At 66.0% G+C, this 22,057-nt stretch carries 20 protein-coding genes and 2 pseudogenes; 9 read left to right on the top strand and 13 right to left on the bottom strand.

The window, feature by feature from the left end; translation table 11 throughout:
• Nucleotides 1-560, top strand: a pseudogene (locus tag GOALK_RS23000) (HNH endonuclease); the annotation flags it as partial.
• A 36-nt stretch (nucleotides 561-596) separates the two neighbouring features.
• On the opposite strand, the gene GOALK_RS22995 reads toward GOALK_RS23000, so the two are convergent.
• From GOALK_RS22995 to serC, 3 genes are all read right to left on the bottom strand, one after another.
• Complete coding sequence (locus tag GOALK_RS22995) at nucleotides 597-1,367, bottom strand: DUF6928 family protein (protein ID WP_006361250.1); 771 nt, start codon at nucleotides 1,365-1,367, stop codon at nucleotides 597-599.
• A gap of 3 nt (nucleotides 1,368-1,370) precedes the next feature.
• Nucleotides 1,371-2,453: a septation protein SepH gene (sepH, locus tag GOALK_RS22990; protein WP_006361249.1), complete on the bottom strand. Its 1,083-nt coding sequence runs from the start codon at nucleotides 2,451-2,453 to the stop codon at nucleotides 1,371-1,373.
• Nucleotides 2,454-2,685: 232 nt separating this feature from the next.
• Nucleotides 2,686-3,831, bottom strand: coding sequence for a phosphoserine transaminase (gene serC / locus GOALK_RS22985; RefSeq protein ID WP_006361248.1), 1,146 nt, complete (start codon nucleotides 3,829-3,831; stop codon nucleotides 2,686-2,688).
• 329 nt (nucleotides 3,832-4,160) lie between these two features.
• On the opposite strand from serC, the gene GOALK_RS22980 reads away from it, so the two are divergent.
• Both GOALK_RS22980 and GOALK_RS22970 read left to right on the top strand, forming a co-directional pair.
• Nucleotides 4,161-5,375 (top strand): alpha/beta hydrolase, encoded by a 1,215-nt coding sequence (locus tag GOALK_RS22980; protein WP_232283216.1) that lies wholly within the window; start codon nucleotides 4,161-4,163, stop codon nucleotides 5,373-5,375.
• A gap of 247 nt (nucleotides 5,376-5,622) precedes the next feature.
• Nucleotides 5,623-6,767, top strand: a protein-coding gene (locus GOALK_RS22970; protein WP_085948654.1) for an IS3 family transposase whose coding sequence is annotated in 2 segments (ribosomal slippage) — nucleotides 5,623-5,890 and nucleotides 5,890-6,767 — 1,146 coding nt in all. Because the reading frame shifts where the segments join, the coding sequence is not laid out codon by codon here.
• Nucleotides 6,768-7,172: 405 nt separating this feature from the next.
• Here the strand turns inward: GOALK_RS22970 and GOALK_RS22965 are convergent.
• The 4 genes from GOALK_RS22965 to GOALK_RS22950 form a co-directional block, all read right to left on the bottom strand.
• Complete coding sequence (locus tag GOALK_RS22965; RefSeq protein WP_232283215.1) at nucleotides 7,173-7,742, bottom strand: hypothetical protein; 570 nt, start codon at nucleotides 7,740-7,742, stop codon at nucleotides 7,173-7,175.
• A 263-nt stretch (nucleotides 7,743-8,005) separates the two neighbouring features.
• Nucleotides 8,006-10,402, bottom strand: a complete 2,397-nt coding sequence (locus GOALK_RS22960) for a TPR repeat domain-containing protein (RefSeq protein ID WP_006361242.1) — start codon at nucleotides 10,400-10,402, stop codon at nucleotides 8,006-8,008.
• Entirely contained in the window at nucleotides 10,399-10,722 is a 324-nt protein-coding gene (locus tag GOALK_RS22955) for a hypothetical protein (protein WP_006361241.1), read from the bottom strand. The genes GOALK_RS22960 and GOALK_RS22955 overlap by 4 nt, the downstream gene beginning before the upstream one ends.
• Nucleotides 10,723-10,884: 162 nt before the next feature.
• A complete protein-coding gene (locus GOALK_RS22950) occupies nucleotides 10,885-12,012 on the bottom strand; it encodes a citrate synthase 2 (RefSeq protein WP_006361240.1) in 1,128 nt (375 codons plus the stop codon).
• Nucleotides 12,013-12,178: 166 nt separating this feature from the next.
• On the opposite strand from GOALK_RS22950, the gene pdxH reads away from it, so the two are divergent.
• From pdxH to GOALK_RS22935, 3 genes and pseudogenes are all read left to right on the top strand, one after another.
• Nucleotides 12,179-12,874 (top strand): pyridoxamine 5'-phosphate oxidase, encoded by a 696-nt coding sequence (gene pdxH, locus GOALK_RS22945; protein ID WP_281430958.1) that lies wholly within the window; start codon nucleotides 12,179-12,181, stop codon nucleotides 12,872-12,874.
• 89 nt (nucleotides 12,875-12,963) lie between these two features.
• Nucleotides 12,964-14,231 (top strand): annotated as a pseudogene (locus GOALK_RS22940) (MFS transporter).
• A gap of 44 nt (nucleotides 14,232-14,275) precedes the next feature.
• Nucleotides 14,276-15,349, top strand: a complete 1,074-nt coding sequence (locus GOALK_RS22935; protein WP_035751328.1) for an isopenicillin N synthase family dioxygenase — start codon at nucleotides 14,276-14,278, stop codon at nucleotides 15,347-15,349.
• 103 nt (nucleotides 15,350-15,452) lie between these two features.
• Here the strand turns inward: GOALK_RS22935 and GOALK_RS22930 are convergent, their stop codons facing one another.
• From GOALK_RS22930 to GOALK_RS22905, 6 genes are all read right to left on the bottom strand, one after another.
• A complete protein-coding gene (locus GOALK_RS22930) occupies nucleotides 15,453-16,574 on the bottom strand; it encodes an oxygenase MpaB family protein (RefSeq protein WP_006361236.1) in 1,122 nt (373 codons plus the stop codon).
• Nucleotides 16,575-16,619: 45 nt separating this feature from the next.
• On the bottom strand, nucleotides 16,620-16,889 hold the full coding sequence (locus GOALK_RS22925) for a DUF4235 domain-containing protein (RefSeq protein WP_006361235.1): 270 nt from the start codon (nucleotides 16,887-16,889) through the stop codon (nucleotides 16,620-16,622).
• Nucleotides 16,890-16,912: 23 nt separating this feature from the next.
• The gene (locus GOALK_RS22920; RefSeq protein ID WP_006361234.1) at nucleotides 16,913-17,170 is read right to left on the bottom strand and encodes a DUF3618 domain-containing protein; all 258 of its coding nucleotides are present in this window, start codon (nucleotides 17,168-17,170) and stop codon (nucleotides 16,913-16,915) included.
• On the bottom strand, nucleotides 17,171-17,566 hold the full coding sequence (locus GOALK_RS22915; protein WP_035750963.1) for a phage holin family protein: 396 nt from the start codon (nucleotides 17,564-17,566) through the stop codon (nucleotides 17,171-17,173).
• A 71-nt stretch (nucleotides 17,567-17,637) separates the two neighbouring features.
• On the bottom strand, nucleotides 17,638-18,510 hold the full coding sequence (locus GOALK_RS22910) for a 5-oxoprolinase subunit C family protein (protein ID WP_006361232.1): 873 nt from the start codon (nucleotides 18,508-18,510) through the stop codon (nucleotides 17,638-17,640).
• Nucleotides 18,507-19,175, bottom strand: a complete 669-nt coding sequence (locus GOALK_RS22905; RefSeq protein ID WP_006361231.1) for a 5-oxoprolinase subunit B family protein — start codon at nucleotides 19,173-19,175, stop codon at nucleotides 18,507-18,509. Before GOALK_RS22905 ends, GOALK_RS22910 begins: the two co-directional genes overlap by 4 nt.
• A 58-nt stretch (nucleotides 19,176-19,233) precedes the next feature.
• Here GOALK_RS22905 and GOALK_RS22900 point away from each other — a divergent pair, with 58 nt between their 5' ends.
• The 3 genes from GOALK_RS22900 (at nucleotide 19,234) to GOALK_RS22890 (ending at nucleotide 21,997) form a co-directional block, all read left to right on the top strand.
• On the top strand, nucleotides 19,234-20,172 hold the full coding sequence (locus GOALK_RS22900; protein ID WP_006361230.1) for a carbohydrate kinase family protein: 939 nt from the start codon (nucleotides 19,234-19,236) through the stop codon (nucleotides 20,170-20,172).
• A gap of 60 nt (nucleotides 20,173-20,232) precedes the next feature.
• Nucleotides 20,233-21,555, top strand: coding sequence for a citrate synthase (locus GOALK_RS22895; RefSeq protein ID WP_006361229.1), 1,323 nt, complete (start codon nucleotides 20,233-20,235; stop codon nucleotides 21,553-21,555).
• Between the two features lie 73 nt (nucleotides 21,556-21,628).
• Nucleotides 21,629-21,997, top strand: coding sequence for an FKBP-type peptidyl-prolyl cis-trans isomerase (locus tag GOALK_RS22890; protein ID WP_005198205.1), 369 nt, complete (start codon nucleotides 21,629-21,631; stop codon nucleotides 21,995-21,997).
• Nucleotides 21,998-22,057: the final 60 nt, after the last annotated feature.

Genomic DNA, 22,057 nt, shown 5'->3' with positions numbered 1-22,057 from the left:
CAATCCCGCTCTACTTCGGACGCGGCAAGAGGTTGGCCACCCGCGAACAACGTCTCGTGTCCTTCGCCCGACCCGACGGCGAGGTCTGTTCCACCCCCGACTGCGGCATATCCGCCGCGCACGTGGAAATGCACCACGCGCAACTGGATTGGGGTCTCGGTGGACTCACCGACATCACCGACCTCGCACCGGCGTGCCCGAAACACAATCGCATGGTCGGCGAGCAGGTAGGTCAGTTCACCACCCGCATGGTCCGTGAAGGCCCCGACGAAGGTCGCTGCGCCTGGCGGTTGAACGCCGAACCCGGCGCCCCACCCAACCCCGAACACATCAACCGGCGACCCGACATCCCCCGCCGATTCGCCGAACAACTCAACAAGGTGCGCACCGAGATCCACGGACCCGACGAGCAGTCCGGCGATGGAGTGCGCCTTGTCGCACGCAGGGTCATCGACTATCGGCCGGCGAGGCCGACTGCCCGCAAGCTGTCGATCTCCGAGCTGTCTGCTGTCGAACTGGAACTGGCGGCACTCCTCGGCAAGGTGACGTTGTACGACTGAGGGCGACAAGTCGTCCGGGAACAGAAGCCACCCGGATCAGAAACCGAAGTACTCCCGGAATCTTCCGCGCTTGCGTGGCGTGCCCTCGTGCGCGGTGCGTTCCGCACTACGCGCGGCGGTGGCTCTGCGGTAGTTCTCGAAGTCGGCGGCGGTGGGTTCGTACTCCGCGGGGTGAAGCGCGAAGCAGGTGACGGTGATGTCGGCCGGGTCGAGGTCGGTCGGCGCGAGGGGATGGGTGTAGCGGAACCCGAGCCAGGACCGGTTGGCCTCCTCGGCGAGCTGCGCCGGGTGGAAGGGCAGCGCCATCCCCTGGTTCGGCACACCCTCGGCGTAGGTGAGCGGGTATTCGCCGCCCCAGAACGGCTTCTCGAAGGTGAACGGGAGGCCGTCGTCCTCGTGGATGGTCACCGGGTCGGCGGAGAACGAACGTCGAAGTGAACCCGACTCCCAGCGGGCGAACGCACCGAACGACGTCTCGGGTTCGGTGTACAGCAGCGTCGTCACCGCACTCGGTCGGACCGCGGCCAGCGTCCGGGTCAGCGTCGAGGGGGTCGCCGTCTCGAACAGCGAGCACGAGATCACCGCGAGCGAACCGTAATAACCGGCGTAGACGTGGTGATCCTTCGCGGCGGCCGCGGTCGCGAGGTCGGTGTCGACGAGCGGGACGAGCACGCTGTCGCCATAGATCTTCGTCGCAAGCTGCTGGGCGTGCTGATGATCGTGCTGCTGTGCGCGCACGATGGTTCGTAGGTCGTCGGCCGGGTCAGGGGAGTCGATGAACCAGACGGTGGCCGCGCGTTCCGACATCGATCAGCTGTTCCCGTTGCTACGTACGCCGAGCAGGACGTCCTCCCAGGCGGGCACGGCGGGCTTGCGGGTCTTCTTCTTGCGCGGACGGTCGGCATGGGCCGGTCCGGGCTCGCCGGACGCAGACGATTCCGACGGATCGTGAGTGCTGTCCTCGGCGGTCGCCGGGGCGGCGTCGGCTTCGGTGGTCTCCCGGACTGCCGATTCGGCGGGCTCCTCGTCGTCGACGGCCCGTTCGACGGGAGATACTTCGTCGGGAGCCTGTGCGACGGGAGCCGAGATCGGGGTGACCGCAGCCGGCGGAGTGTGCGCGTCGGTCTCGTCGTCGAACCCGAAATCGAGGGGGACGGTGCCGTGGTCGTCGTGCGTCGCGCGACGTTCCTGCCGCGCACGCTGCGCACCGATGAGGGAGTTGGCGTCGATGGTGACTTCCTCGCGGCCGTCGGACGTGGTCTCAACGGCGACCTCCGGTGCGGCGACCGGCGTGAGCCGGCGTCGCGGCGCGATCGTCTCGGGGTGGGTCAGTTCGTCGGCGAGGTCGTCGAGCGGGTCGACTGTGCCGCCGTGGGTGCCGGGCTGGTAGCGCCAGTGCGCGAGGTTGTCGGTGCGTCCGACGCTCCAGGCGACCTGCACGACCCAGTAGCCGCCGTCGTCCTTCCAGGCGTCCCAGTCGGCGTCGGCGGGGTTGTGGCCGTATGCGACGAGCCCTTCCGCCACGGATTCGGCGAGGGTCGCGACGGCCGGGCCGTCGTGCCGGATCGGGTGGGCGGCACCGGCGAGTTCGCTCGCGCGGCTGCGCTCGAGCAGCACCGGGTGGGCGAATCGTTCGATCTTGTCCACACCAACCCCGGCCGCGGCGGCGACCTCGGCGACGGAGGCGCCTGCGCGGATGCGTGCCTGGATCTCTCGTGGCCTCAATGCACTTTCCATCTCGATCTCGATCTGTCCCAGCCTGGTGATGTCGCCGCGGGCCGCGGCGCGAAGGCGTTCGTCGGAGGCGATCCGGAATTTCTCACCTGATTGAGGGTCTTGGCAGATGACGTGGGAACCGTCGGTTTCCACCCCGACGACGCGGAGCTCACGCATCTGCTCCTCCTCCGGTGGGTGCACGCATTGGGGTCACATTAACTCACCGATCTGCCGATTCACTGTGGGACACGCGGTAAAACCGCAGTTCAGAACCCGTGGGGCCGCTGCGACACCAGCGATGGGTGCGTCGTATGTGGTCTGTGTTGTCCAGGCTACCCGCTGGCCCGAACGCCACCGGCGCGTCGACCCGAAGGTGCGACGCGCCGGTGACGGTTGGTTCTGGCCGAGCTCAGAGGCGCTCGACGATGTAGTCGATGCAGTTGGTGAGCCTGGTGACGTCCTCGGGATCGATGGCCGGGAACATGCCGATACGCAGCTGGTTGCGGCCGAGCTTGCGGTACGGCTCGGTGTCGACGACGCCGTTGGCGCGCAGGGTCTTGGCGACCGCGGCGGCGTCGACGTCATCGTTGAAGTCGATGGTGCCGACGACCTGGCTGCGGTTGACCGGCTCGGCGACGAACGGCGTCGCGTACTCGCTGGCCTCGGCCCACTGGTACAGGCGCGAGCTCGAATCGGCGGTGCGCGAGACGCACCAGTCGAGGCCGCCGTTGTTGTTCATCCACTCGATCTGGTTGGCGAACAGCAGCAGCGAGCCGACTGCGGGGGTGTTGTAGGTCTGGTTCTTGCTGCTGTTGTCGACGGCGGTCGGCAGCGACAGGAACTCGGGGCACCAGCGGTCGGTCTCGGCGATCTCGGCGACGCGGGCGAGGGCGCGGGGGCTCATCAGCGCGACCCACAGGCCACCGTCGGAGGCGAAGCACTTCTGCGGCGCGAAGTAGTAGACGTCGGCGTCGGCGACGTTGACGGGCAGGCCGCCTGCACCCGAGGTGGCGTCGATGGCGATGAGCGCGTCGTCGGAGCCGGCGGGGCGCACGACCGGCACGGACACACCGGTCGAGGTCTCGTTGTGGGCCCATCCGATGAGGTCGACGCCGCCGAAATCGTCAGCGGTCAGTGCGGCCGGATCGGGAGCGGTGCCGGGATCGGTGGAGATGACCGCGGGCGAGTCCAGGAACGGCGCCTTTTTGGCGACGGTCGCGAACTTCGACGAGAACTCGCCGTAGGTGAGGTGCAGCGAACGCTGCTTGATCAGGCCGAATGCGGCGGCGTCCCAGAAGGCGGTGGTGCCGCCGTTGGAGAGGACTACCTCGTAGCCCTCGGGCAGCGAGAACAGGTTGGCCAGGCCCTCACGAATCGAGCCGACCACGTTCTTGACCGGTGCCTGCCGGTGGCTGGTGCCGAACACCGATGCGCCGGTGTCGACGAGGGACTGCAACTGCTCGGGGCGCACCTTCGACGGTCCGCAACCGAAGCGGCCGTCCGACGGCAGCAGGTCGGCGGGCAGGGTGATGGGTGCGGTTGCGGTATCGCTCATGGCGTCAATTCTAGGGTTGTGGCGGAGGCCACCTTCGGGCCACCTCGGCTTACGCGATACGGGACATCCGCGGAATCGCCATTTTCGGGCAAGTGCGCCGGTTGCAGATAGCGCCTTTCATGTCAGCTGGCGAATATGGAATGTGCGAAGTTAGGGCACGCTCAGTCCAACGTGCGGGCCATACTCCGACTCTGTAAGGTTTGCGAAACACCAGGGCCTCGTTTGGGGTTTCCCTGGTCGATCCACCCCACCTCGGAGGCTTGTACATGGGTCTGGTTGTTGACCGAAGCGCGCGCAGTCGTCGTGTTGCCACTGTCTCTGCGGCGGTTGTGTGTGCGACCTCCGCCGGTTTGCTGGGCGCGGCGCCCGCGCACGCGGTCGATCCCGACCGGTTGCGCTCGGACGCGGGCTGCGTCTGGCGGACCGAAGAGGACCGCGCAAAGCAGATCCAGACGTGCACCTTCGACTCGGAGTCGCTGGGGCGTGAGGTGTCCGTCCAAGTTCGTCCGTCGGACAAGAAGGCGGGCGAGGACGAGCACGGAATCTACTTCCTGGACGGTCTCGGCTCGAACCCCGAGTTCAGCACGTGGACCCAGCCCGAGGCCGGCATCGACGCCTACGGCGCGGGGAGCAACCTCGTCTTGCCGGTCGGCGGTGCGGGCGAGTGGTCGACTGATTGGCAGAAGCCGCCCACCGGCCAGTCTGTGGCGCCGAAGTGGGGGAGTTTCGTCGGTGAGGAACTGCCGACCTACCTGAAGAGCAATTTCGACGTCGAGACGTCGAACAATGCGATTGTCGGCGTGTCGATGTCAGCGGGCCCGGCGATGATCATCGCGTTCGACAACCCCGAGGTCTTCCGGGTCGTGCGTTCCTACTCGGGTTACTTCCCGACGGACAATCCGTTGGGCTGGATGGCGATTCCGTCCATCCAGAAGCAGCGCGCCGACATCGAGAACGGCGAGACAGCGATGTGGGGCAAGCCCCAGAGCCCCGGTAATCGGTGGGCCGACAACGACGTGATGAACCGGATCGGCGAGGTCGGGGAGACCGGCCAGACGGTGATCGTCTCGACCGGCACCGGCATCCCCACGACCTTTGAGCTCCAGGAAGCAGGTGCCCTGTTCCAGCGCGAACTCGATGCCGACCCGAGTGCCGGGCCGGAGCTGGTCCAGAAGGCCGTGACCGCTCTGGCGCTGGGCATCGGCTTGGAGGCCGGCGCATTCGCTTCGACGGGCCTTCTCCAGTCGACCGTCGATCAGCTCGGGCTGCCCATCAAGTTCAAGTACCGCAACGGCGGACACAACTGGTACGCCTGGGGTGCCGAGTCGGAGGACGATGCGCGCGAGGTCGAGCGGGCGCTCGAGTCCGAAGGTCAGCGGCCGTCGTCGAAGGCCTCTCCGGTGTCCGAGTCGGCCGGCACGCCGAAATCCGTTGGTGCGCTGAAGACCCCGGTCACAAAGGAAGCGCCGGCCATGAAGGTCGAGCGTCCGGTGCCGAACCTGCTCCAGCCGTCGACCTGGCGTCTGCCGTGGGCTCCGCGCTGACCGTCTGACGCTCTCCCGAAATCGCTACTTACGGCCAGGGTCGCTAGTTCCAGCTAGCGCTTCTGATCGGAGGTGGCGAATTCCGTATTCGCTCAGAAGGTTTCGGCCTCTCTGAGCGCGCCGAGAATGAGATTCCGGAACTGCATGGGCTTCTGTAGGTCGTCCTGGCATGTCCCCCGTGAACCGGTCCGGTCTGTTTTAGAGTCCTGATTGCCCTGTTGAGGGCAGAGAAGGGACGATGAGGATCATGGCAGGACGCAAGCGCCACTCGGCAGAGGACATTGTGCGCAAGTTGCGCCGGGCTGACGAGTTGGCGGCGCAGGGCATGACCGGCGAGGAGATCGCCGCCGACCTCGAGGTGTCGGCAGCGACGTTGTACAACTGGCGCCGCCAGTACGGCGGCATGGACGGTGACGCGGCCAAGGAGCTCAAGGAGCTGCGTGAGCAGAACGGCCGGCTCAAGCGGCTGCTCGCCGATGCCGAGTTGGAGAAGGACGCGCTACGGGAGATCGCCAAGGGAAAATTCTGAGCCCAACCGCCAAACGCGCCGCCATCGACATGCTCAAAGACGTGATGAACATGTCAGAACGCAAGGCGTGCAAGGTTGTTGGGCTTGCTCGTTCAGCGTATCGTCAACTGCCGCAAGCGCACACCCCGGCTGACCCGGATGCTGGCCTGCGCCAGCAGCTACGAACCTACGCCCGTCAGAACCCACGCCACGGGTTCCGTCGGGCGTGGGCCTGGCTGCGTTTCGACGAAGGCGACACCGTGAACAAGAAGAAGGTCCACCGGCTGTGGAAGGAAGAAGGATTGCAGGTGCGCCGGGCGCCGCGGCGTAAACGGGCCGGCCAGTCGTCGGTGCCGATTGTCACCGCGGACGCACCGAAAGTGGTGTGGGCATTGGACTTTCAGTTCGACTCCACTGTCGACGGACACAAGATCAAGATCGCGTCCATGGTCGATGAACACACCCGGATGTCGCTGCTCAACATTGTGGATCGCTCGATCGCCGCCGACCGGTTGATCGAGGAGTTGAAGAAGACCTTCGCGATCTGGGGTGGCCCACCGAAGGTGCTGCGCATGGACAACGGCCCTGAGTTCATCTCTGAGGCCCTCCAGACGTTCTGTGCAGGGTCGGTGGGGATCTCCTACATTCCGCCTGGCACGCCGTGGAACAACGGGTTCATCGAGTCGTTCAACAACCGGTTGCGCGACGAGTGTTTGAACCGCAACTGCTGGCCCACCCTGTTGGAGGCCCGCGTGGTCATCGAAGACTTCAAAGACGACCACAACCACCGACACCGCCACTCAGCGCTGGGCTACAAGACCCCGGCCGAGTACGCTGCCCGATGCACCCACCAGCACCACCCCGTGGGCTGCGAGATCGACTGACCGACCGCAAGTAAGAACTGGCTCTAGGACCGACTGGACCGGTTATCGGGGACCTGCCAGTCCCACGTCCATCGCACGGCGATGCGACCGGTTCGGCGGATTGCGTCCTCGCGGCGTTTCTCGGCGAAGACAGTCTCCGACGCAGAGGTCCCGAACTGCCCGGAGTATTTGATCTTTCCGTCGAATTGGCCGATCACCTTGTCCTAGCCTCACAGTCCGGCTGTTGCGGCGATCGAAGGAACCTGCCCGTCAGCAAGCGACGTCTCCCGGCGAATCGTCGAATCGCTGGATCGAATGCGGTGTCCTCGATCGGACAGGAGTGTGCCGCCCCACCGAGCCCGCTGCTCGCCAAGCGTGCGCCAAGGTGTCGGGCGTCCGCGCGCCTTCGCGATCGCGGTGCCTGAATCACGGTGCCGGCCACGCCGGTGATTGTGGAAGCACCGGAAACAGCGCTCGGTTGGGCGGTTTGATCACGCTGACCGACGTGGTGTCGTCGGTGAACGGGTAGTCGGCGTACGCAGGGTGGTCTTTTGCGATCTCTGTGCCCGTGGGAAGGCATGAATCCAGCCGTGGATCGTCGTGTGGGATGGTTCGGTAAGTCACGCTCCACGGTGCGAATGCATCGAAGCGCGGTGCGCGGTCGCCGGTACCGGTCGGTTCGTTTCGCGAGAGGTTTTCCCGCGGGTCCACAGCATCCGCGGGTCGAGTCGCGTCCACGGCAAACGCAGAGCCGCCGAGGTAGCCACCTGCTGACGGCTGCTCCAGCTCGGCGATGACACCGAACTCGAACTTGCACCCGACGGCGTGGATCGCTGTTGCGGTGGAGGTGAGATCGGTGAGGTGGATGAAGATGGTGCCGTTCTTCTCGGTCAGATTCGCGGGGTCGCTTTCGAACGTGTAGCCGCCAGGAAAAGTCCAGGCATCCTTGGACGCCGCTTGGGCGCCTGGATAGTTCCGTTCGCCGGGAACGCTCATGATCGTTCCCGCTTCAGCAGTTGCTCGTACGACCTCACCCGGTCGTGTGTCCAGATCGATCCCTGGTTGCGCGGACCAGACGACATTGAAGTCGCCGGCCAGATCGGTGGGGAATTGGTACGCGAGCGGTTCCGCGGGGGTATAAGACCCCTGAGGGCTCGAAATGGCTTGCGTCCCTCCACTGGTGGACGGTTCGGGAGACTGCGTACATCCCGTGAGTAGGAGAAGTGGGAGAGCCCACAGCAGAGCTCGATCTCGACCCGTCACCGTTCGTCTCCTTCCAAGACCCATTTTTCGTACGTGGCCATGGTCGTCGCGTTGTATTGCAGGTCTTCGTCCTTGGCGCCTTCGTTGAATCCAGCGTCCCAGTACCCAGCCGCGCCGTCTGCGCCGTATATCTCGGGATGCTCCGCTCGCAGCCTGGTGCGAATAGCTTGGTCAAGTTGGCTGGCGTCGCCATCAGACTCTTTGAGAATCGCTTCGGCTGTCTTGAGCTTTCCGTCCGTGCCGTACCATTCGGCTGGACCCTGTACTCCGGAATTCGCAAACATGGCATAGCTCGATGACAGTTTTACTCGCGTCGGATCGTCCACACCGAAGGCATCGGACCCTGTGGGGAGTTTGAATGGAACGTCCTCCGCCGGACTGGAAGTGACCAACCACGGTGCCGCAGCCCCGATTCCGACGGATGCGGCGGTTCCATGGGGCGTGACACTCAGCAGGTAGCTTGCCGAGGACAGGATTTTCTCAGTCCGGCTCTCGGCGGCCTGCGAGGACGCGGCCTTGTCGCCTTCGTCGATCGCCAAGTCGAACTGTGCGCCATAAATTCCTGCCCGCCCACGTTCAAGGAGCTCGGCTGACGTATTTCCCAAGCTTTGAGCGAGCTCGGGGTGGCTCATTACCCAAGTCGCGTTCTCGTTTGTTTTCTCAAGGAGATCGCGGTAGAGCTGTGTAGCGGTGTTCACGCCATCCGGATTGCTCGCAGAAATCTCCCCGTTCGGCGCGTCGTCGCTGGCGATCACGGAAAAGAGGCGTGTCGCTCGCGCTTCGAAATTATGTCTGTCCTCAGAGCCCGTCAGCTCAAGATCTGGATGGCCGTGCATTGCAGCGGCTCCCTCTGGATTACCCAAGTAATTCAGGTATGGGAGGGATGCCTTTCGTATAGCGTCCGCGAGCAACGGATTGATCTTTCCAGTAGCGTCGCCGTCGCTATTGGTGTTCATCAACTGCTTGAAATTGTTGTCGCCGTCCGTGGACGTCGCAAAATCCCAGAGACCCGAGAATGCGCGGTCGGCGAGCTTGACCTTGTTGGGGTCGGTTCCGCCGCCATAGTCGCGAATCCAGTCGACGAGGTTGCCGGCACTATCGCCATGATCCGACCAATCGTGTCTCATCAAGTTGCCGACGGTAGCGTCGCGGTCATAGTCGGCGAGCTTTGTTCCGTCGGAATACTCCCCGGTGAGGAGTGCCGCTGACGACTCGTGGTTCCGGGTACCGACTTCGAGGAATTGACGAATAGTGGACTCGTATACCCGCTTCAGCTCATCGGGGTCCGTGTCGAACGCGCCATAAGCGACTTCGGGTCGTTGTCCGTCTCCGCCAATGTCTCGGGACGCGCCCGCGGAGCCGCGACGTAGGAGTTCGGTTCCCAGACGCTCGCCTGGAGGGACCCCACCCGAGTTGCCCAACAGTCCGGCGAATGGAACGTCCTGGTAGCGCAAGGTGGCACCGTCGCTGGCGCGGTTCTCGGCCCACTCCTGCGCCCATCCCGGGAGGTATTGATATCCGGTGTTGTTGCCGACATTCTCGTTGGAGAGGGTGACCAATCCCTGGCCGAGTGCCTGGGACCAGGCGGCGCTTTCCGGTGTTCCAATGTCCTCGAACTTCGACTTCAGGCTGAACAGTTCGTCTGAGTTCAGGTTCCCGTAGAACATGTGCAGGTATTCCTGCACGCCCACTGGGACGTCGGTGAGTTTCTCGCCGTTGAGAAGTCGTTGGATCTGATCCTCTGTGAGGCCGGCGGCGCGCAGGTTGCGGCCGACGAACGCGGCTTCTTCGTCGGTCCAACCGCTCTCGGCCATCCCGGCGTCCCGGCGACCGTCCTGCGCGCTGATGGTCAGCGACGGCGGTGCGACAATGCCGAGTGCGTCGACGGCCCCTTTGATCAGCGCGGCATGGTCGGCCGCCGTCGTCGCCAGTTCGTCGGCCTTGGATTTGACGAAGCTGGTCATCTGACGTTCTCGCTCGGCGATCTGGGCCGGCGTCAGGTCATCGTCCTCTTTCGGGACATAACGCATCGCCCAGGTGGGATCGGTGTCGCTGATCAAGAAACAACGCTGCAGGGTTGCGCCTAGGAGCGCGCCGTTGACGACGGCCTGCGAGGTACTGATCGCCTCGGCGGCGTCGGTGAGCGCCACCTGGAGATCGTCGACACCGTCCGCGACCTTCTTCGCCCAGGAGGCTTGGTCGGCGGCACGCCAATTCGCTGCGTCTCGCGCCTGGCCTCCCCATGAGGTGCTCGGCATCTGATCGACGGTTGAGTGAGCCGCAACGGAATTCTCACGGATGTCAGTGGCAAGAGTTGTCAGAGAAGGCTCCGCCATGTCCCAAGGGTTCCACGAATCCATGATCGCCTTGGTCAACGGCAGCGCATCGCTCACTGTGGGAACTCGATGCCGGGGAGGGTCGACAAGTTCTGGAACTTCGTCGCATTCCCCTCGTCCGCGCTCTCGGCGATCGTGCGAGCGGCGCGAACCGCAGAGGCGAAGGTCTCCCACTGCCCCGACACCGTAGTCTTGGACTGCTTGACCATCTTGGTTGCGTCAGCTGTTGCCGCGACCAGAGGAGAGTTCGGCATCGCGGCTGCCACATCGGCGGACAGGTCGGGGCTCGGCGCGGACTCGATGAACGCCGACATACCCTCGAGTGCCCCGGCGATGCTGTCCATCGCACCGGCGTCGACCGTGAATTCCCCACTCACTCGTTCCCCCAAACGTCGTGCATACGGCGTTACCCACGCAAGACTTTACGATGCCGCAGGCCCTGCCGCCTGAGTGGTACTCACAGGCGGCGGCCGTCGGGTGGCTGTTGATTCACATCCTGCTTGGAGTCCGGCGGTCCGGTCGAGCATCTCGTGCGGCGGCTACAGTCCCGGCTTCACGACGTCACCCCAACCGGCGACGTCCTCGGGACGGCGGGGTGCGGCGCCGGTGTAGATCGCCGCGGGGCGGACCAGCTTGCCGAGGCGCTTCTGCTCCAGGATGTGGGCACACCAGCCGGCGGTGCGTCCGCAGGTGAACATCGCGGGCATCATGTGCGGCGGGACCTCGGCGAAGTCGAGGATGACCGCGGCCCAGAACTCGACATTCGTCTCGATCGCGCGGTCGGGGCGTCGTTCGCGAAGTTCGGTGAGCGCGGCCTGCTCGAGCGCGGCGGCCACCTCGAAACGCGGTACCCCGAGTTCCTGGGCGGTGCGTCGGAGCACGCGGGCTCGGGGGTCCTCGGCGCGGTACACGCGGTGCCCGAAGCCCATCAGCTTCTCCTTGCGGTCGAGGATTCCCTTCACCAATCCTCGTGCGTCACCGGTGCCCTCGACCTCTTCGATCATCGGCAGCACGCGGGCCGGCGCACCACCGTGAAGCGGTCCGGACATGGCGCCGATCGCTCCCGACAGCGACGCGGCGACGTCGGCGCCGGTGGAGGCGATGACTCGTGCGGTGAAGGTCGACGCATTCATGCCGTGCTCGGCGGCGCTGACCCAGTAGGCGTCGATGGCGGCGACGTGCTTGGGGTCCGGGTCGCCCTTCCAGCGGGTCATGAACCGTTCGGTGACGGTGGAGCATTCGTCGATGACGTGCTGCGGGACCGCGGGCTGATGGATGCCTCGAGCCGACTGCGCCACATAGGACAGCGCCATCACCGATGCGCGGGCCAGGTTTTCGCGAGCGGTCTCGTCGTCGATGTCGAGGAGCGGCTCATAACCCCAGATCGGGGCGAGCATCGCGAGTGCGGCCTGCACGTCGACGCGCACGTCACCGGTGTGGATGGGCAGCGGGAACGGTTCGGCCGGGGGCAGTCCGTCGCCGAACTTGCCGTCGACGAGAAGTGCCCAGACGTCGGCGAAGGTCACTTTGTTCTCGACGAGATCCTCGATGTCGACGCCGCGATAACGCAGGTTGCCGCCGTTCTTGTCGGGTTCGGCGATCTCGGTGGTGAAAGCCACCACGCCTTCGAGACCTGGGACGAAATCCTCGGGAACCGCGTTGGCCATGACAACCACCTCACTCCAGACAACTGTGTCCTGCAATCACGTGCGTCGATCCAGATCGAACTGTAGATCAGCACGACACCCCGCGTGTATCAGGGAGTGACGATGTCGGCGGAGTAAATTCAGGCGAGTGTTGGAGAAACCGCTCGATCCGATTGATCTGCCGAACATGCGCGTCGGCTACGGCGGAGGTATTCCGCCCAACATCGGAGAGGGCGATCGCGCGGCGGGAGCAGACGGAATTCGCGAGAACCTCGACCCCAGCTGGCTCCGCGGCGACCCGCCGTGGCTCGACTTGTTCAGTGTCTGGCTGAAGGAAGCGCTCGACGCCCGGATCGCCGAGCCCAACGCGATGGTCCTGGGTACCGCCGACGCCGACGGTCGGCCGTCGACCCGCACCGTGCTGTGCAAGGGTGTCGACGCCAACGGGGTGGTCTTCTTCACCGGCTACGAGTCGGACAAAGGTCGGCATCTGGCCGACAATCCCTACGCATCCGTGACATTCCCGTGGATCGCGTTGGAGCGTCAGGTCCATTTCCGCGGTCCCGTCGAACATCTCAGCGCCGAGGAGACACAGGCCTACTGGGAGCTCCGGCCGCGCGGCTCGCAGTTGTCGGCCGCCGCGTCGGATCAGTCCCGGCCGATCGGCAGCCGCCTCGAACTCGAACAGAAGGCCGCCGATCTGGCCGACCGGTACGGCGGATTCGACGCCGGCGACGAGATCCCCGTCCCGTCGGACTGGGGTGGCTATCGCATCGAGCCGGTGGAGGTCGAGTTCTGGCAGGGGCGGGCGAACCGCCTGCACAACCGGGTGCGACTCACCCACGTCGACCACGAATGGCGAATCGAGCGGTTGCAGCCCTGAGACGGGTCCACTGGTGATTCCCGGGGGTTCGTGGCGGCCCGGCGGACCGGACGGAGGTCACACCCGAGGGGCCTCCTAGCATCGTGAAAATGTCACGGCTCCTCGCAGACACGACGCCCCTGCGGAACCGGTATTTCCGACGGCTGTGGATCGCGAACATCGTCACGGTCATCGGGGCCCAGCTCACGATCATCGCGGTGCCCGCGCAGATCTACGAGGTCACCGGCAGCTCTGCGTACGTCGGTCTGACCGGCGTGTTCGGGCTCGTCCCGCTCGTCGTGTTCGGGCTGTGGGGCGGTGCGCTCGCCGACGTCGTCGACCGTCGGACACTGCTGGTCGTCACCACGATCGGCCTCATCGTCTGCAGCCTGCTGTTCTGGGCGCAGGCCGCGGCCGGCGGCGACAACGTGTGGATCTTGTTGGTGCTCTTCGCCGTTCAGCAGGCGTTCTTCGCGGTGAACCAGCCGACACGAACGGCGGTGCTGCCGCGCCTGATCGACGCCAAGGACCTCCCCGCGGCGTTGTCGCTGAACATGACGGTCATGCAGGCGGGCGCGATCGCCGGGCCGCTCGTCGGTGGCGCGCTGATCCCGATCCTCGGCTACTCGTGGCTCTACTTCGCCGACACCCTGTTGCTGTTGCCGACACTGATCGCGGTCGTCATGCTGCCGTCGCTGCGTCCCGAGAGCGACGCGGCACCGAAGGTCGCGGGCCTGCGATCGGTCATCGAAGGTCTCCGATACCTGACCGGCCACAAGATCCTGATGGCGTCCTTCCTCGTGGACCTCATCGCGATGATCTTCGGCATGCCCCGTGCGCTCTTCCCGCAGATGGCACACGAGAACTTCGGCGGGCCCGAGGGCGGCGGCATCGCCTTCGCCCTGCTGTTCACCGCGATCTCGGCGGGCGCCGTGGTCGGCGGCATCTTCTCGGGCTGGGTCACGCGCGTCGAACGGCAAGGTCTGGCCGTCGTCGTGTGCATCATCATCTGGGGCCTGGCGATCACCGGCACGGGCATCGCGGTGTCCTTCGCCGACGGCTCGACGATGCCGATGCTCGTCGTCGCGGTGGTGCTGCTGATGATCGGCGGTGCCGCCGACATGGCGTCGGCCGCATTCCGGCAGACCATCCTGCTCGCGGCGGCCAACGACGAGGTGCGCGGACGCCTGCAGGGCGTGTTCATCGTGGTGGTCGCCGGCGGACCCCGCATCGCCGACGTCGCGCACGGCACCGCCGCCGCATCGATCGGCGTCGCGGCGGCAACGGCTTTCGGTGGGTCGCGGTGGTGATCGCGACGATCATCGCGGCGCTGCTGATCCCGGCCTTCGTCCAGTACCGGGCAGGTCAGCGCACCTGACCTGTTCGACCCCTGGCCAGCGGTTTCGGCGTTTCGGTGTCACCATTGACGCCATGACCGCCGCCACCGAGGGTTTCGGAGTGCCGATCATCGACATCTCGCCCTACATCCGCAACGGTGACCCCGCCGATCGGGCCGTCGTCGCGGCCAAGGTCGACGCCGCCGCCTGCTCGGTGGGTTTCATGCAGATCGTCGGCCACGAGATCCCGTCGGCGGTCATCGAGGAATTCACCGCGGTCATGGACGATTTCTTCGCGCTGCCACTCGAGGTGAAGAAGGCTTACCGCACGCCACCCGAGATCAATCGCGGCTATGCGCCACCGAGATCGGAGTCCTTGTCGTTGTCGCTGGGCGTCGAGCAGGCGGACCGGATGAACGACTTCTTCGAGGCGTTCAACGTCGGCGTCGAGGCCCGCGAGTACCCCGACCTCGCCCTTCCCGAGGACCATTACGCCGCGAACACGTGGCCGGCCGTCGACCATTTCGAGGCGGCGGTGTCGGCGTACTTCGCCGAGGCACGACGCGTCGCGCACACCCTGACCCGCATCTTCGCGGACGCCCTCGACCTTCCTGCCGACTTCTTCGAGGGCTTCACCGACCACTCGCTCGACGTCCTGCGAATGAACAACTACGCCCTCCCGCCCGGCGAGATCGAACTCGACGGGGAGCTGACCGGAATGGGGGAACACACCGACTACGGCATCGTCACCGTCTTGTGGGCGGACCAGGTGAAGGGTCTGCAGGTTCTCGACCGTCAGGGGCGATGGCACGACGTCAGTCCCGAAGACGGTGCACTGCTGATCAATCTCGGGGACCTGATGGCCCGCTGGACCAATGAGCGGTGGATGTCGACGCTGCATCGGGTGAAACCGCCGATCGTCGACGGCTCGATCGAACGTCGACGCTCCGCCGCGTACTTCCACGACGGCAACATCGACGCGATGATCGCGACCCTGCCGTCGTGTGTCGGTGCGGGAAGCCGGTATTCGCCGATCACGGTCGGGGAACACATCGGTGCCAAACTCGCCGGATCACGGGCCGGACGGCCGAACCCGTACGCCCAGCGGGAGGCGGAACGAGTGCGGCACGCGATGCGTCGGGGACTGGGACAGCAGTAGACGACAGTTCCCGCTCACTCAGTCCGTTCCCGCTCACACGAAGGGCGTGAGCGGCAACGGAACTCGTGAGCGGGAACCGCCCCCGACGACAATAGTGAAGGACTCAGTCCGAGGTCAGCACCGTCGGATAGGTAGCCCGACGAGCGGCGGTCACCGGGCAGTAGTGCATCGGATTGTCGCGCTGGTCCAGCGGCGGCAGGTTGCGCTTGGGCGTGTGGACGATCGGTGCGTCCGTCGCGACCTTGCCGTTGACGCGGTCCCAGGCGTCGCGCGGCCGCGGGTGGCGCAGGAGGCGTTTCGGCAACATCTTGTGCATGACGAGGTTGATGCCCTTGCCCAGCAGGCGGAATCGACGCTCGTCCGCATCAGTCCACTCGAGCCCGAGGATCTCGCGGATCGGCTCGTCGTAGAAACCCGTCGTCAGCCACATGAACAGCTTCTGGTTCTGCGGGACGAGGTAGCGGTCCCAGACCGACTTCGGGACGAAGCTCAGGAACGGCGGCGGCGGCAGCTGGGTGATGTCGAGGACGGTGCGTACCGAGACGTGGTCACGAAGAACGTTGCGGCACATGTAATCCCAGTACTCGAGGAAATCCTCGTAGGTCTCCGGGACGGGGCGCATCGAGACACCGTACTGCGCGTACCAGGCCTTGGACTCCTCGAACAGCTGACGTTTCTGATCCTCGGTGAGGAACGGTCCGAACCGCTCACACAGTCGGACGTTGCCGTACCAGAACGTCGCGTGCGCCCAGTAGAAGACATCGGGATCGAGTGCGTGGTACCGCGATCCGTCCTCCATCGTGCCCTTGACCGTCTTGTGGTAGTCGCGCACCTCGAGACCGGTTTGCGCGCCGGGGACGACGGAATCGAAGACGACGCCGCTGATCGGGTACAGCGACCGCATGAGGCGCTGCCAGCGTTCGCCGAAGAAGTCGGAGTGGTCCCAGACGGCCGCACCCAGCTTGGGGTGCATGTTCTGGATCGAGCCGGCCCACAGCCCTTGGAACATGCCGGTCCAGGTGCCCCAGATCTGCCAGGTCAGCGAGTCCGGACCGAGCGGTTCGTACTCGTGCGCGGCTTTGACTCCCGAGGCGTTGATCTCGTAGCCGTCTTCCGACAACTGGGCATCAGGGGAGTGCCCGGCCGGGCAGTCGGCCCCGGCCGGCCCGGAGTCGGTGGCGTGAACGGGACAGGTGTTCTGTGCGTCGTTCAGTACCTCAGTCATGAGACAGAACCCTAGGTTCGTCTCAGGTGGGTGTCAACCATTCGCCTAGTCGGGGTTCTCGTGTGTGACCGCCTTGTAGCCGCGTGCTCCGGCCCGGTCGACGGCCGCGCGGACCAGCCCGAAGACGAGTCCCTGCAGCGCAGCGGCGGCCAAGACCTCGACATTGCTGCGTTCGAGGTCCTTGGGGTCGGGGGCTTCGGCGTCGTCGGAGATCCGCTTCCAGATCTGACCGAAGACGGCCCCGGCGGCGATACCGCCGAGCACGCTCGTCGCCAGGGAGAGCGGTTTGTAGAACGTCTTGGACACGGCACTCATGTCGTAACTCCTTGTGAGTCGGGTCAGCGGCGACGGCGTTTGACGACGATGACGGTTCCGATCGCGAGAACCGCGGCCACCGCGACGCCGATCAGCGTCGTCCGGTTCTCCTCGGCCTTCACCTTCGCGGTGTGGGCGGTCTCCGCGGCAGCCGTGTTCACCCGGGCCGGAACGTCGAGCTTCGCGGCCAGCGCATCGACCGTCTCGGCGAGTTCCTCGCGCTGCTGTTCCACCAGCGGCGGGTCGCCGGCCGGGTTCCGGTCAGGTTGCGTGTCACTCATCTACAGGTGCTCCTTCACGGTTGCGATGTCGCGCTGGACGCTTTCGACGGTGTGCTCGGGGGCGGGCGGGACGGCCGATTTCGCACGCTTCGCACCGATGGCCGCAGCCGCTCCGCCGATCACCAGCAGCACCACGCCGACGATCACCGCGGCCAGCCACGCCGGAACCGCGTTGGCCAAGCCCAGGACGGCGGCCGCGACCAATGTTCCGAGGCCGAACAGCACCAGCAGGGTGCCCGCGCCGGATATCCCCGCGCCGACTCCGATCCGGGTGCCCTTGCCCTTCATCTCCGCCACCGCATGCTGCAACTCGGTCTTGACCAGGGTTGTCGTCTGACTCTGTAGGCGCTCGATGAGTTGCACGGTCGACAGGTCGTTCACTGAAGGATCGCTCACGTTGGTACCTCCATTCGGGGACGTCCCCCGCGTTCCCTGCCGTCCGCGGTCCCAAACCTGAGCGCCGGACGCTATCGCCGCCGGAAGCGGACCTCCGAACCGGGGACGAGCTGAGCCGCGAGATCGACCGCGGCATCGGTCAGAACGGCCACGACGGGATAACCGCCGGTGACCGGATGGTCGGCGAGGAACAGCACCGGCCGCCCGCTCGGCGGCACCTGCACCGCCCCGTGTGCGACGCCCTCCGAACGCAATTCGCCGGCGTCCTCCCGATGCGTCAGCAGGGGGTGCGACGATCCCGAGGCGCGGTCGATGCGCACGCCGACGCGGTTGCTGTCTGCGCCGACGACCCACGTTCCCGAACGCAGATTCGCGGGAACCGCCAACAGCTCGGCGCGTGGTCCCTCGTCCACCTCGAGTACGACGACCCGCGGATGCGTGGTGTTCGACGGCGCCGACTCCACCGGGGGCCATTCGCCGGCGGCACGACCCACCTTCACGGTCACGTTCGCGGTGAGCACCGGAGGCCCCAGCCCCGACAGGGTGTCGGTCGACCGAGACCCCAGAACCGGCTCGACGTCGAACCCGCCGCGGACCGCCAGGTAGTTGCGCAGTCCCCACCCCGGTGGGTCGACGGCCAGTTCATCACCCTCGTGCAGCACGACGGTCGCGGCGAGTCCGACCGGAATGCCGTTGTGACGCACCTCGGTGTGGGCTCCGGTCACCGCGGCCAGTACGTCGCCGTGCGCGTGGATGCGCAGGCCGCCGAGGGTCGTCTCGATCGTGGCCGCCGATTCGTCGTTGCCGACGAGACGATTGGCCAAGGTCAGCGAGCCGCGATCCGCGCCGCCGGACGCGGGCACCCCGAGATGCGCGTAGCCGGGGCGGCCGAGGTCCTGGAAGGTCGCGAGGGGGCCGGTCGCGAGCACGGTGACAGCGGTCATCCGCGGTGGCCCGTCCCGGCGTCGACGAACCGCACGATCCGCCCGGTCGCGAACAGTGCAGGCGGGTCGGCCTTCTCGTCCCACAGGCGAACATCGGTGCGGCCCAACAACTGCCATCCACCCGGACTCGCCTTCGGGTAGACAGCGCTGTAACCGGCGGCGATCGCCACCGCACCTTCCGGAACGCGTGGACGTGCCTCCGCGCGCCTGCCCACCGCGTCGAACGGGTGCGGTGTCGGCCCGTCGGCGACCAGATATCCGAACCCTGGTGCGAAGCCCATGAACTGCACTCGCCAGCGCGTGCTGCAGTGCAGGCCGATCACCTCGTCGGCCGAGATGTCCAGTGTGTCAGCGACATCCGCGAGGTCCTCGCCGTCGTAATGGACGGGGATCACGATCTCATCGGCAGATCCGGTACCGCGATCGACACCGGAACGTCGGCGGCGCAACGCCCGCCGCACACCGAGTTCGTCGACGCCGCGACCGGGCCGGGCCTGCACCAACAATGTGTGCGCGCTCGGCACCAGGTCGGCGATCTCCGGCAACTCTCCTCGGTCCACCGCATCACGCAGGGCGACCGTCGCGTCGAGCACTGCGGCCGACGGGGACTCGTCGGCCGAGAAGTCGAGCACGACCGCATCAGGGCCCGCCGGCAACTCACGCATGCACCGAATCTACCGCCGCGGGAATGGCAGACTGTGTCACACAGAGAAGAGGGGTCCCATGAGAGAGATCGTCGTCTGCGGCGAGGCGCTCGTCGACGTGGTGCAGGAGAAGGCGGCATCCGGCGCGACGCTGGCGCCGCTGCAGCCGGCGCTGGGTGGCGGGCCCTTCAACGTCGCGATCACCTTGGGACGCTTGGGGAGTGCCGTGTCGTTGCTGTCGGCGGTGTCCACCGACAACTACGGCCAGGCGATCGTCGGCGCACTGCAGGGCGCCGGGGTGGGCACCGCGATGCTGCAGCGGCGTGAGGAGCCGACGTCGCTGGCCCTGGCCACCATCGCCGACGACGGTTCCGCGCAGTACTCCTTCTACGTCGAGGGCACCGCGGATCGCGCTGTCACCGACCCGGGTTCGCTGGCCCCGACCGTCGCGGCGGTGACCTTCGGAACCCTCTCGCTCGTGCTCGAACCCGGTGCGACCGTTTACGAGGACCTGATGCGGCGTTGTCACGCCGAACGCCGACTCGTCGTGCTGGACCCGAACATTCGCTCGGTCGTCATCCCCGACGCCGACGCCTACCGGAGCCGTTTCCGCAGTTGGATGCCGTCCGTCGACGTGGTGAAGCTGTCCGACGAGGACGCCGCATGGCTCGGCGAAGGCGCCGGCGGGAGCAGCGTGAAGGACTGGCTCGCCGACGGTGTCGCCGCGGTGATCACCACCGCCGGGGCGTCCGGGATCACCGTGACCACCGCGGATGACGAGGTCACCGTGCCCGCCCGGGATGTCGACGTCGTCGACACGATCGGGGCCGGCGACAGCGTCCTGGGAGGCATCGTCCACCAGCTCGACCGTCTGGGTGCGCTGTCACCGCGTTCCGTTCGCTCACTGACGACCGATCAGTGGCGTGAGGTCGCCGAATTCGCAGCTCACGTCGCTGCGGTCACGGTCTCGAGGCCCGGCGCCGACCCTCCTTGGGCAAGCGAGCTGAGAAGCGACTAGTTTGTACCTGTGTGTCCTATCCGGACACTGTCAATACTCTGATCTGAATAAGGGGTTCGTGTGTCTGCTGAAACAGTCCCAGCCGACCAGGCGTCCGACACGGCCTCAGCGACCTTCACCTACCCCGGTGGACAGCTGGAGCTCCCGATCCTGAAGGCCACCGAGGGCACCGACTCGGTCGCACTCGGCAAGCTCCTTGCCGAGACAAATCTGACCACCTTCGACGGTGGTTTCGTGAACACCGCGTCGACCAAGTCGGCCATCACCTACATCGACGGCGACGCCGGCATCCTGCGGTACCGCGGTATCCCGATCGACCAGCTCGCGGAGAAGTCGACCTTCATCGAGGTGAGCTACCTGCTCATCTACGGCGAGCTCCCGACCCCGTCGCAGCTCGAGGATTTCACCACCAAGATCCAGCGGCACACCCTGCTGCACGAGGATCTCAAGCGCTTCTTCGACGGCTTCCCCCGTAACGCGCACCCGATGCCGGTGCTGTCGAGTGCGGTCAACGCCCTCTCGGCGTACTACCAGGACTCGCTCGATCCCAAGGACGACGAGCAGGTCGAGCTGTCGACGATCCGGCTCCTGGCGAAGCTGCCGACCATCGCCGCCTACGCCTACAAGAAGTCGGCCGGCCAGCCGTTCCTGTACCCGGACAACTCGCTGAGCCTCGTCGAGAACTTCCTGCGCATGACCTTCGGCTTCCCGGCCGAGCCCTACGAGGTCAACCCGGATGTCGCGAAGGCCCTCGACATGCTGTTCATCCTGCATGCCGATCACGAGCAGAACTGTTCGACCTCGACGGTCCGGCTCGTCGGCTCGTCGCAGGCCAACCTGTTCACCTCGATCTCCGGTGGCATCAACGCCCTCTGGGGTCCGCTGCACGGTGGCGCCAACCAGGCGGTGCTCGAGATGCTCGACGCCATCCGCGCCGACGGTGGCGACACCAAGGACTTCATGAAGCGGGTGAAGAACAAGGAAGCCGGCGTCAAGCTGATGGGCTTCGGTCACCGCGTCTACAAGAATTACGATCCGCGCGCCGCGATCGTGAAGAAGACCGCCGACTCGATCCTCCAGACCCTCGGTGTCGAGGACGAGCTGCTCGACATCGCGAAGGGCCTCGAAGAGGTCGCGCTGTCCGACGACTACTTCATCGAGCGCAAGCTGTACCCGAACGTGGACTTCTACACGGGTGTCATCTACCGTGCGATGGGCTTCCCGACGCGGATGTTCACCGTCCTGTTTGCGCTTGGCCGCCTGCCGGGCTGGATCGCCCACTGGCGTGAGATGCACGAGGACCCGACCACCAAGATCGGCCGTCCGCGTCAGCTCTACACCGGCTATACCGAGCGCGACTACGTGCAGATGGGCGATCGCTGAGCGATCGCCCCGCCGGGTCGGGCCGCCGACCACCCGGAACCCCGACTGACCGCCCGACTCAAAGGAGAGTCCTGTGACCAGCACTGAGAAGCCCGAAGTCGAGTTCCAGGCGGGTCCTCCGCCGGCCGATCTCACCATCACCGACCTGATCGTCGGCGATGGCGCAGAGGCCGTCCGCGGGGGCGTGGTCGACGTCCACTACGTGGGTGTCGACTATGAGACCGGCGAAGAGTTCGACTCTTCGTGGGACCGCGGCCAGTCGGCCAACTTCCCGCTCGACCGGCTGATCCCGGGCTGGCAGGAGGGCATCCCCGGAATGAAGGTCGGCGGCCGTCGCCAGCTGACCGTTCCGCCGGAGCTGGCCTACGGACCGGCCGGCGCGGGGCACCGCCTCTCGGGACGGACCCTCGTGTTCGTCATCGATCTGCTCGGAGTGGGCTGACGTCCACCAACCTGGTGTGGCTCAGACGCGACCTGCGTCTGAGCGACCTACCAGCACTAG

The sequence above is a fragment of the Gordonia alkanivorans NBRC 16433 genome (assembly GCF_000225505.1).
Lineage (GTDB): Bacteria > Actinomycetota > Actinomycetes > Mycobacteriales > Mycobacteriaceae > Gordonia > Gordonia alkanivorans.
The sequence above is the reverse complement of the archived record's forward strand: the minus strand, read 5'-3'. Positions and strand labels throughout refer to the sequence as shown.

Excerpts from the sequence above, each read along its gene's own strand:
- pdxH (WP_281430958.1), top strand. The coding sequence starts at position 12,179 with ATGCGCGTCGGCTACGGCGGAGGTATTCCGCCCAACATCGGAGAGGGC.
- GOALK_RS22905 (WP_006361231.1), bottom strand. The coding sequence starts at position 19,175 with ATGCGTGAGTTGCCGGCGGGCCCTGATGCGGTCGTGCTCGACTTCTCG.
- serC (WP_006361248.1), bottom strand. The coding sequence starts at position 3,831 with ATGAGCGATACCGCAACCGCACCCATCACCCTGCCCGCCGACCTGCTG.
- GOALK_RS22950 (WP_006361240.1), bottom strand. The coding sequence starts at position 12,012 with ATGGCCAACGCGGTTCCCGAGGATTTCGTCCCAGGTCTCGAAGGCGTG.
- GOALK_RS22900 (WP_006361230.1), top strand. The coding sequence starts at position 19,234 with ATGAGAGAGATCGTCGTCTGCGGCGAGGCGCTCGTCGACGTGGTGCAG.
- GOALK_RS22995 (WP_006361250.1), bottom strand. The coding sequence starts at position 1,367 with ATGTCGGAACGCGCGGCCACCGTCTGGTTCATCGACTCCCCTGACCCG.
- GOALK_RS22910 (WP_006361232.1), bottom strand. The coding sequence starts at position 18,510 with ATGACCGCTGTCACCGTGCTCGCGACCGGCCCCCTCGCGACCTTCCAG.
- GOALK_RS22925 (WP_006361235.1), bottom strand. The coding sequence starts at position 16,889 with ATGAGTGCCGTGTCCAAGACGTTCTACAAACCGCTCTCCCTGGCGACG.
- GOALK_RS22920 (WP_006361234.1), bottom strand. The coding sequence starts at position 17,170 with ATGAGTGACACGCAACCTGACCGGAACCCGGCCGGCGACCCGCCGCTG.
- GOALK_RS22930 (WP_006361236.1), bottom strand. The coding sequence starts at position 16,574 with ATGACTGAGGTACTGAACGACGCACAGAACACCTGTCCCGTTCACGCC.
- GOALK_RS22965 (WP_232283215.1), bottom strand. The coding sequence starts at position 7,742 with ATGAGCGTTCCCGGCGAACGGAACTATCCAGGCGCCCAAGCGGCGTCC.
- sepH (WP_006361249.1), bottom strand. The coding sequence starts at position 2,453 with ATGCGTGAGCTCCGCGTCGTCGGGGTGGAAACCGACGGTTCCCACGTC.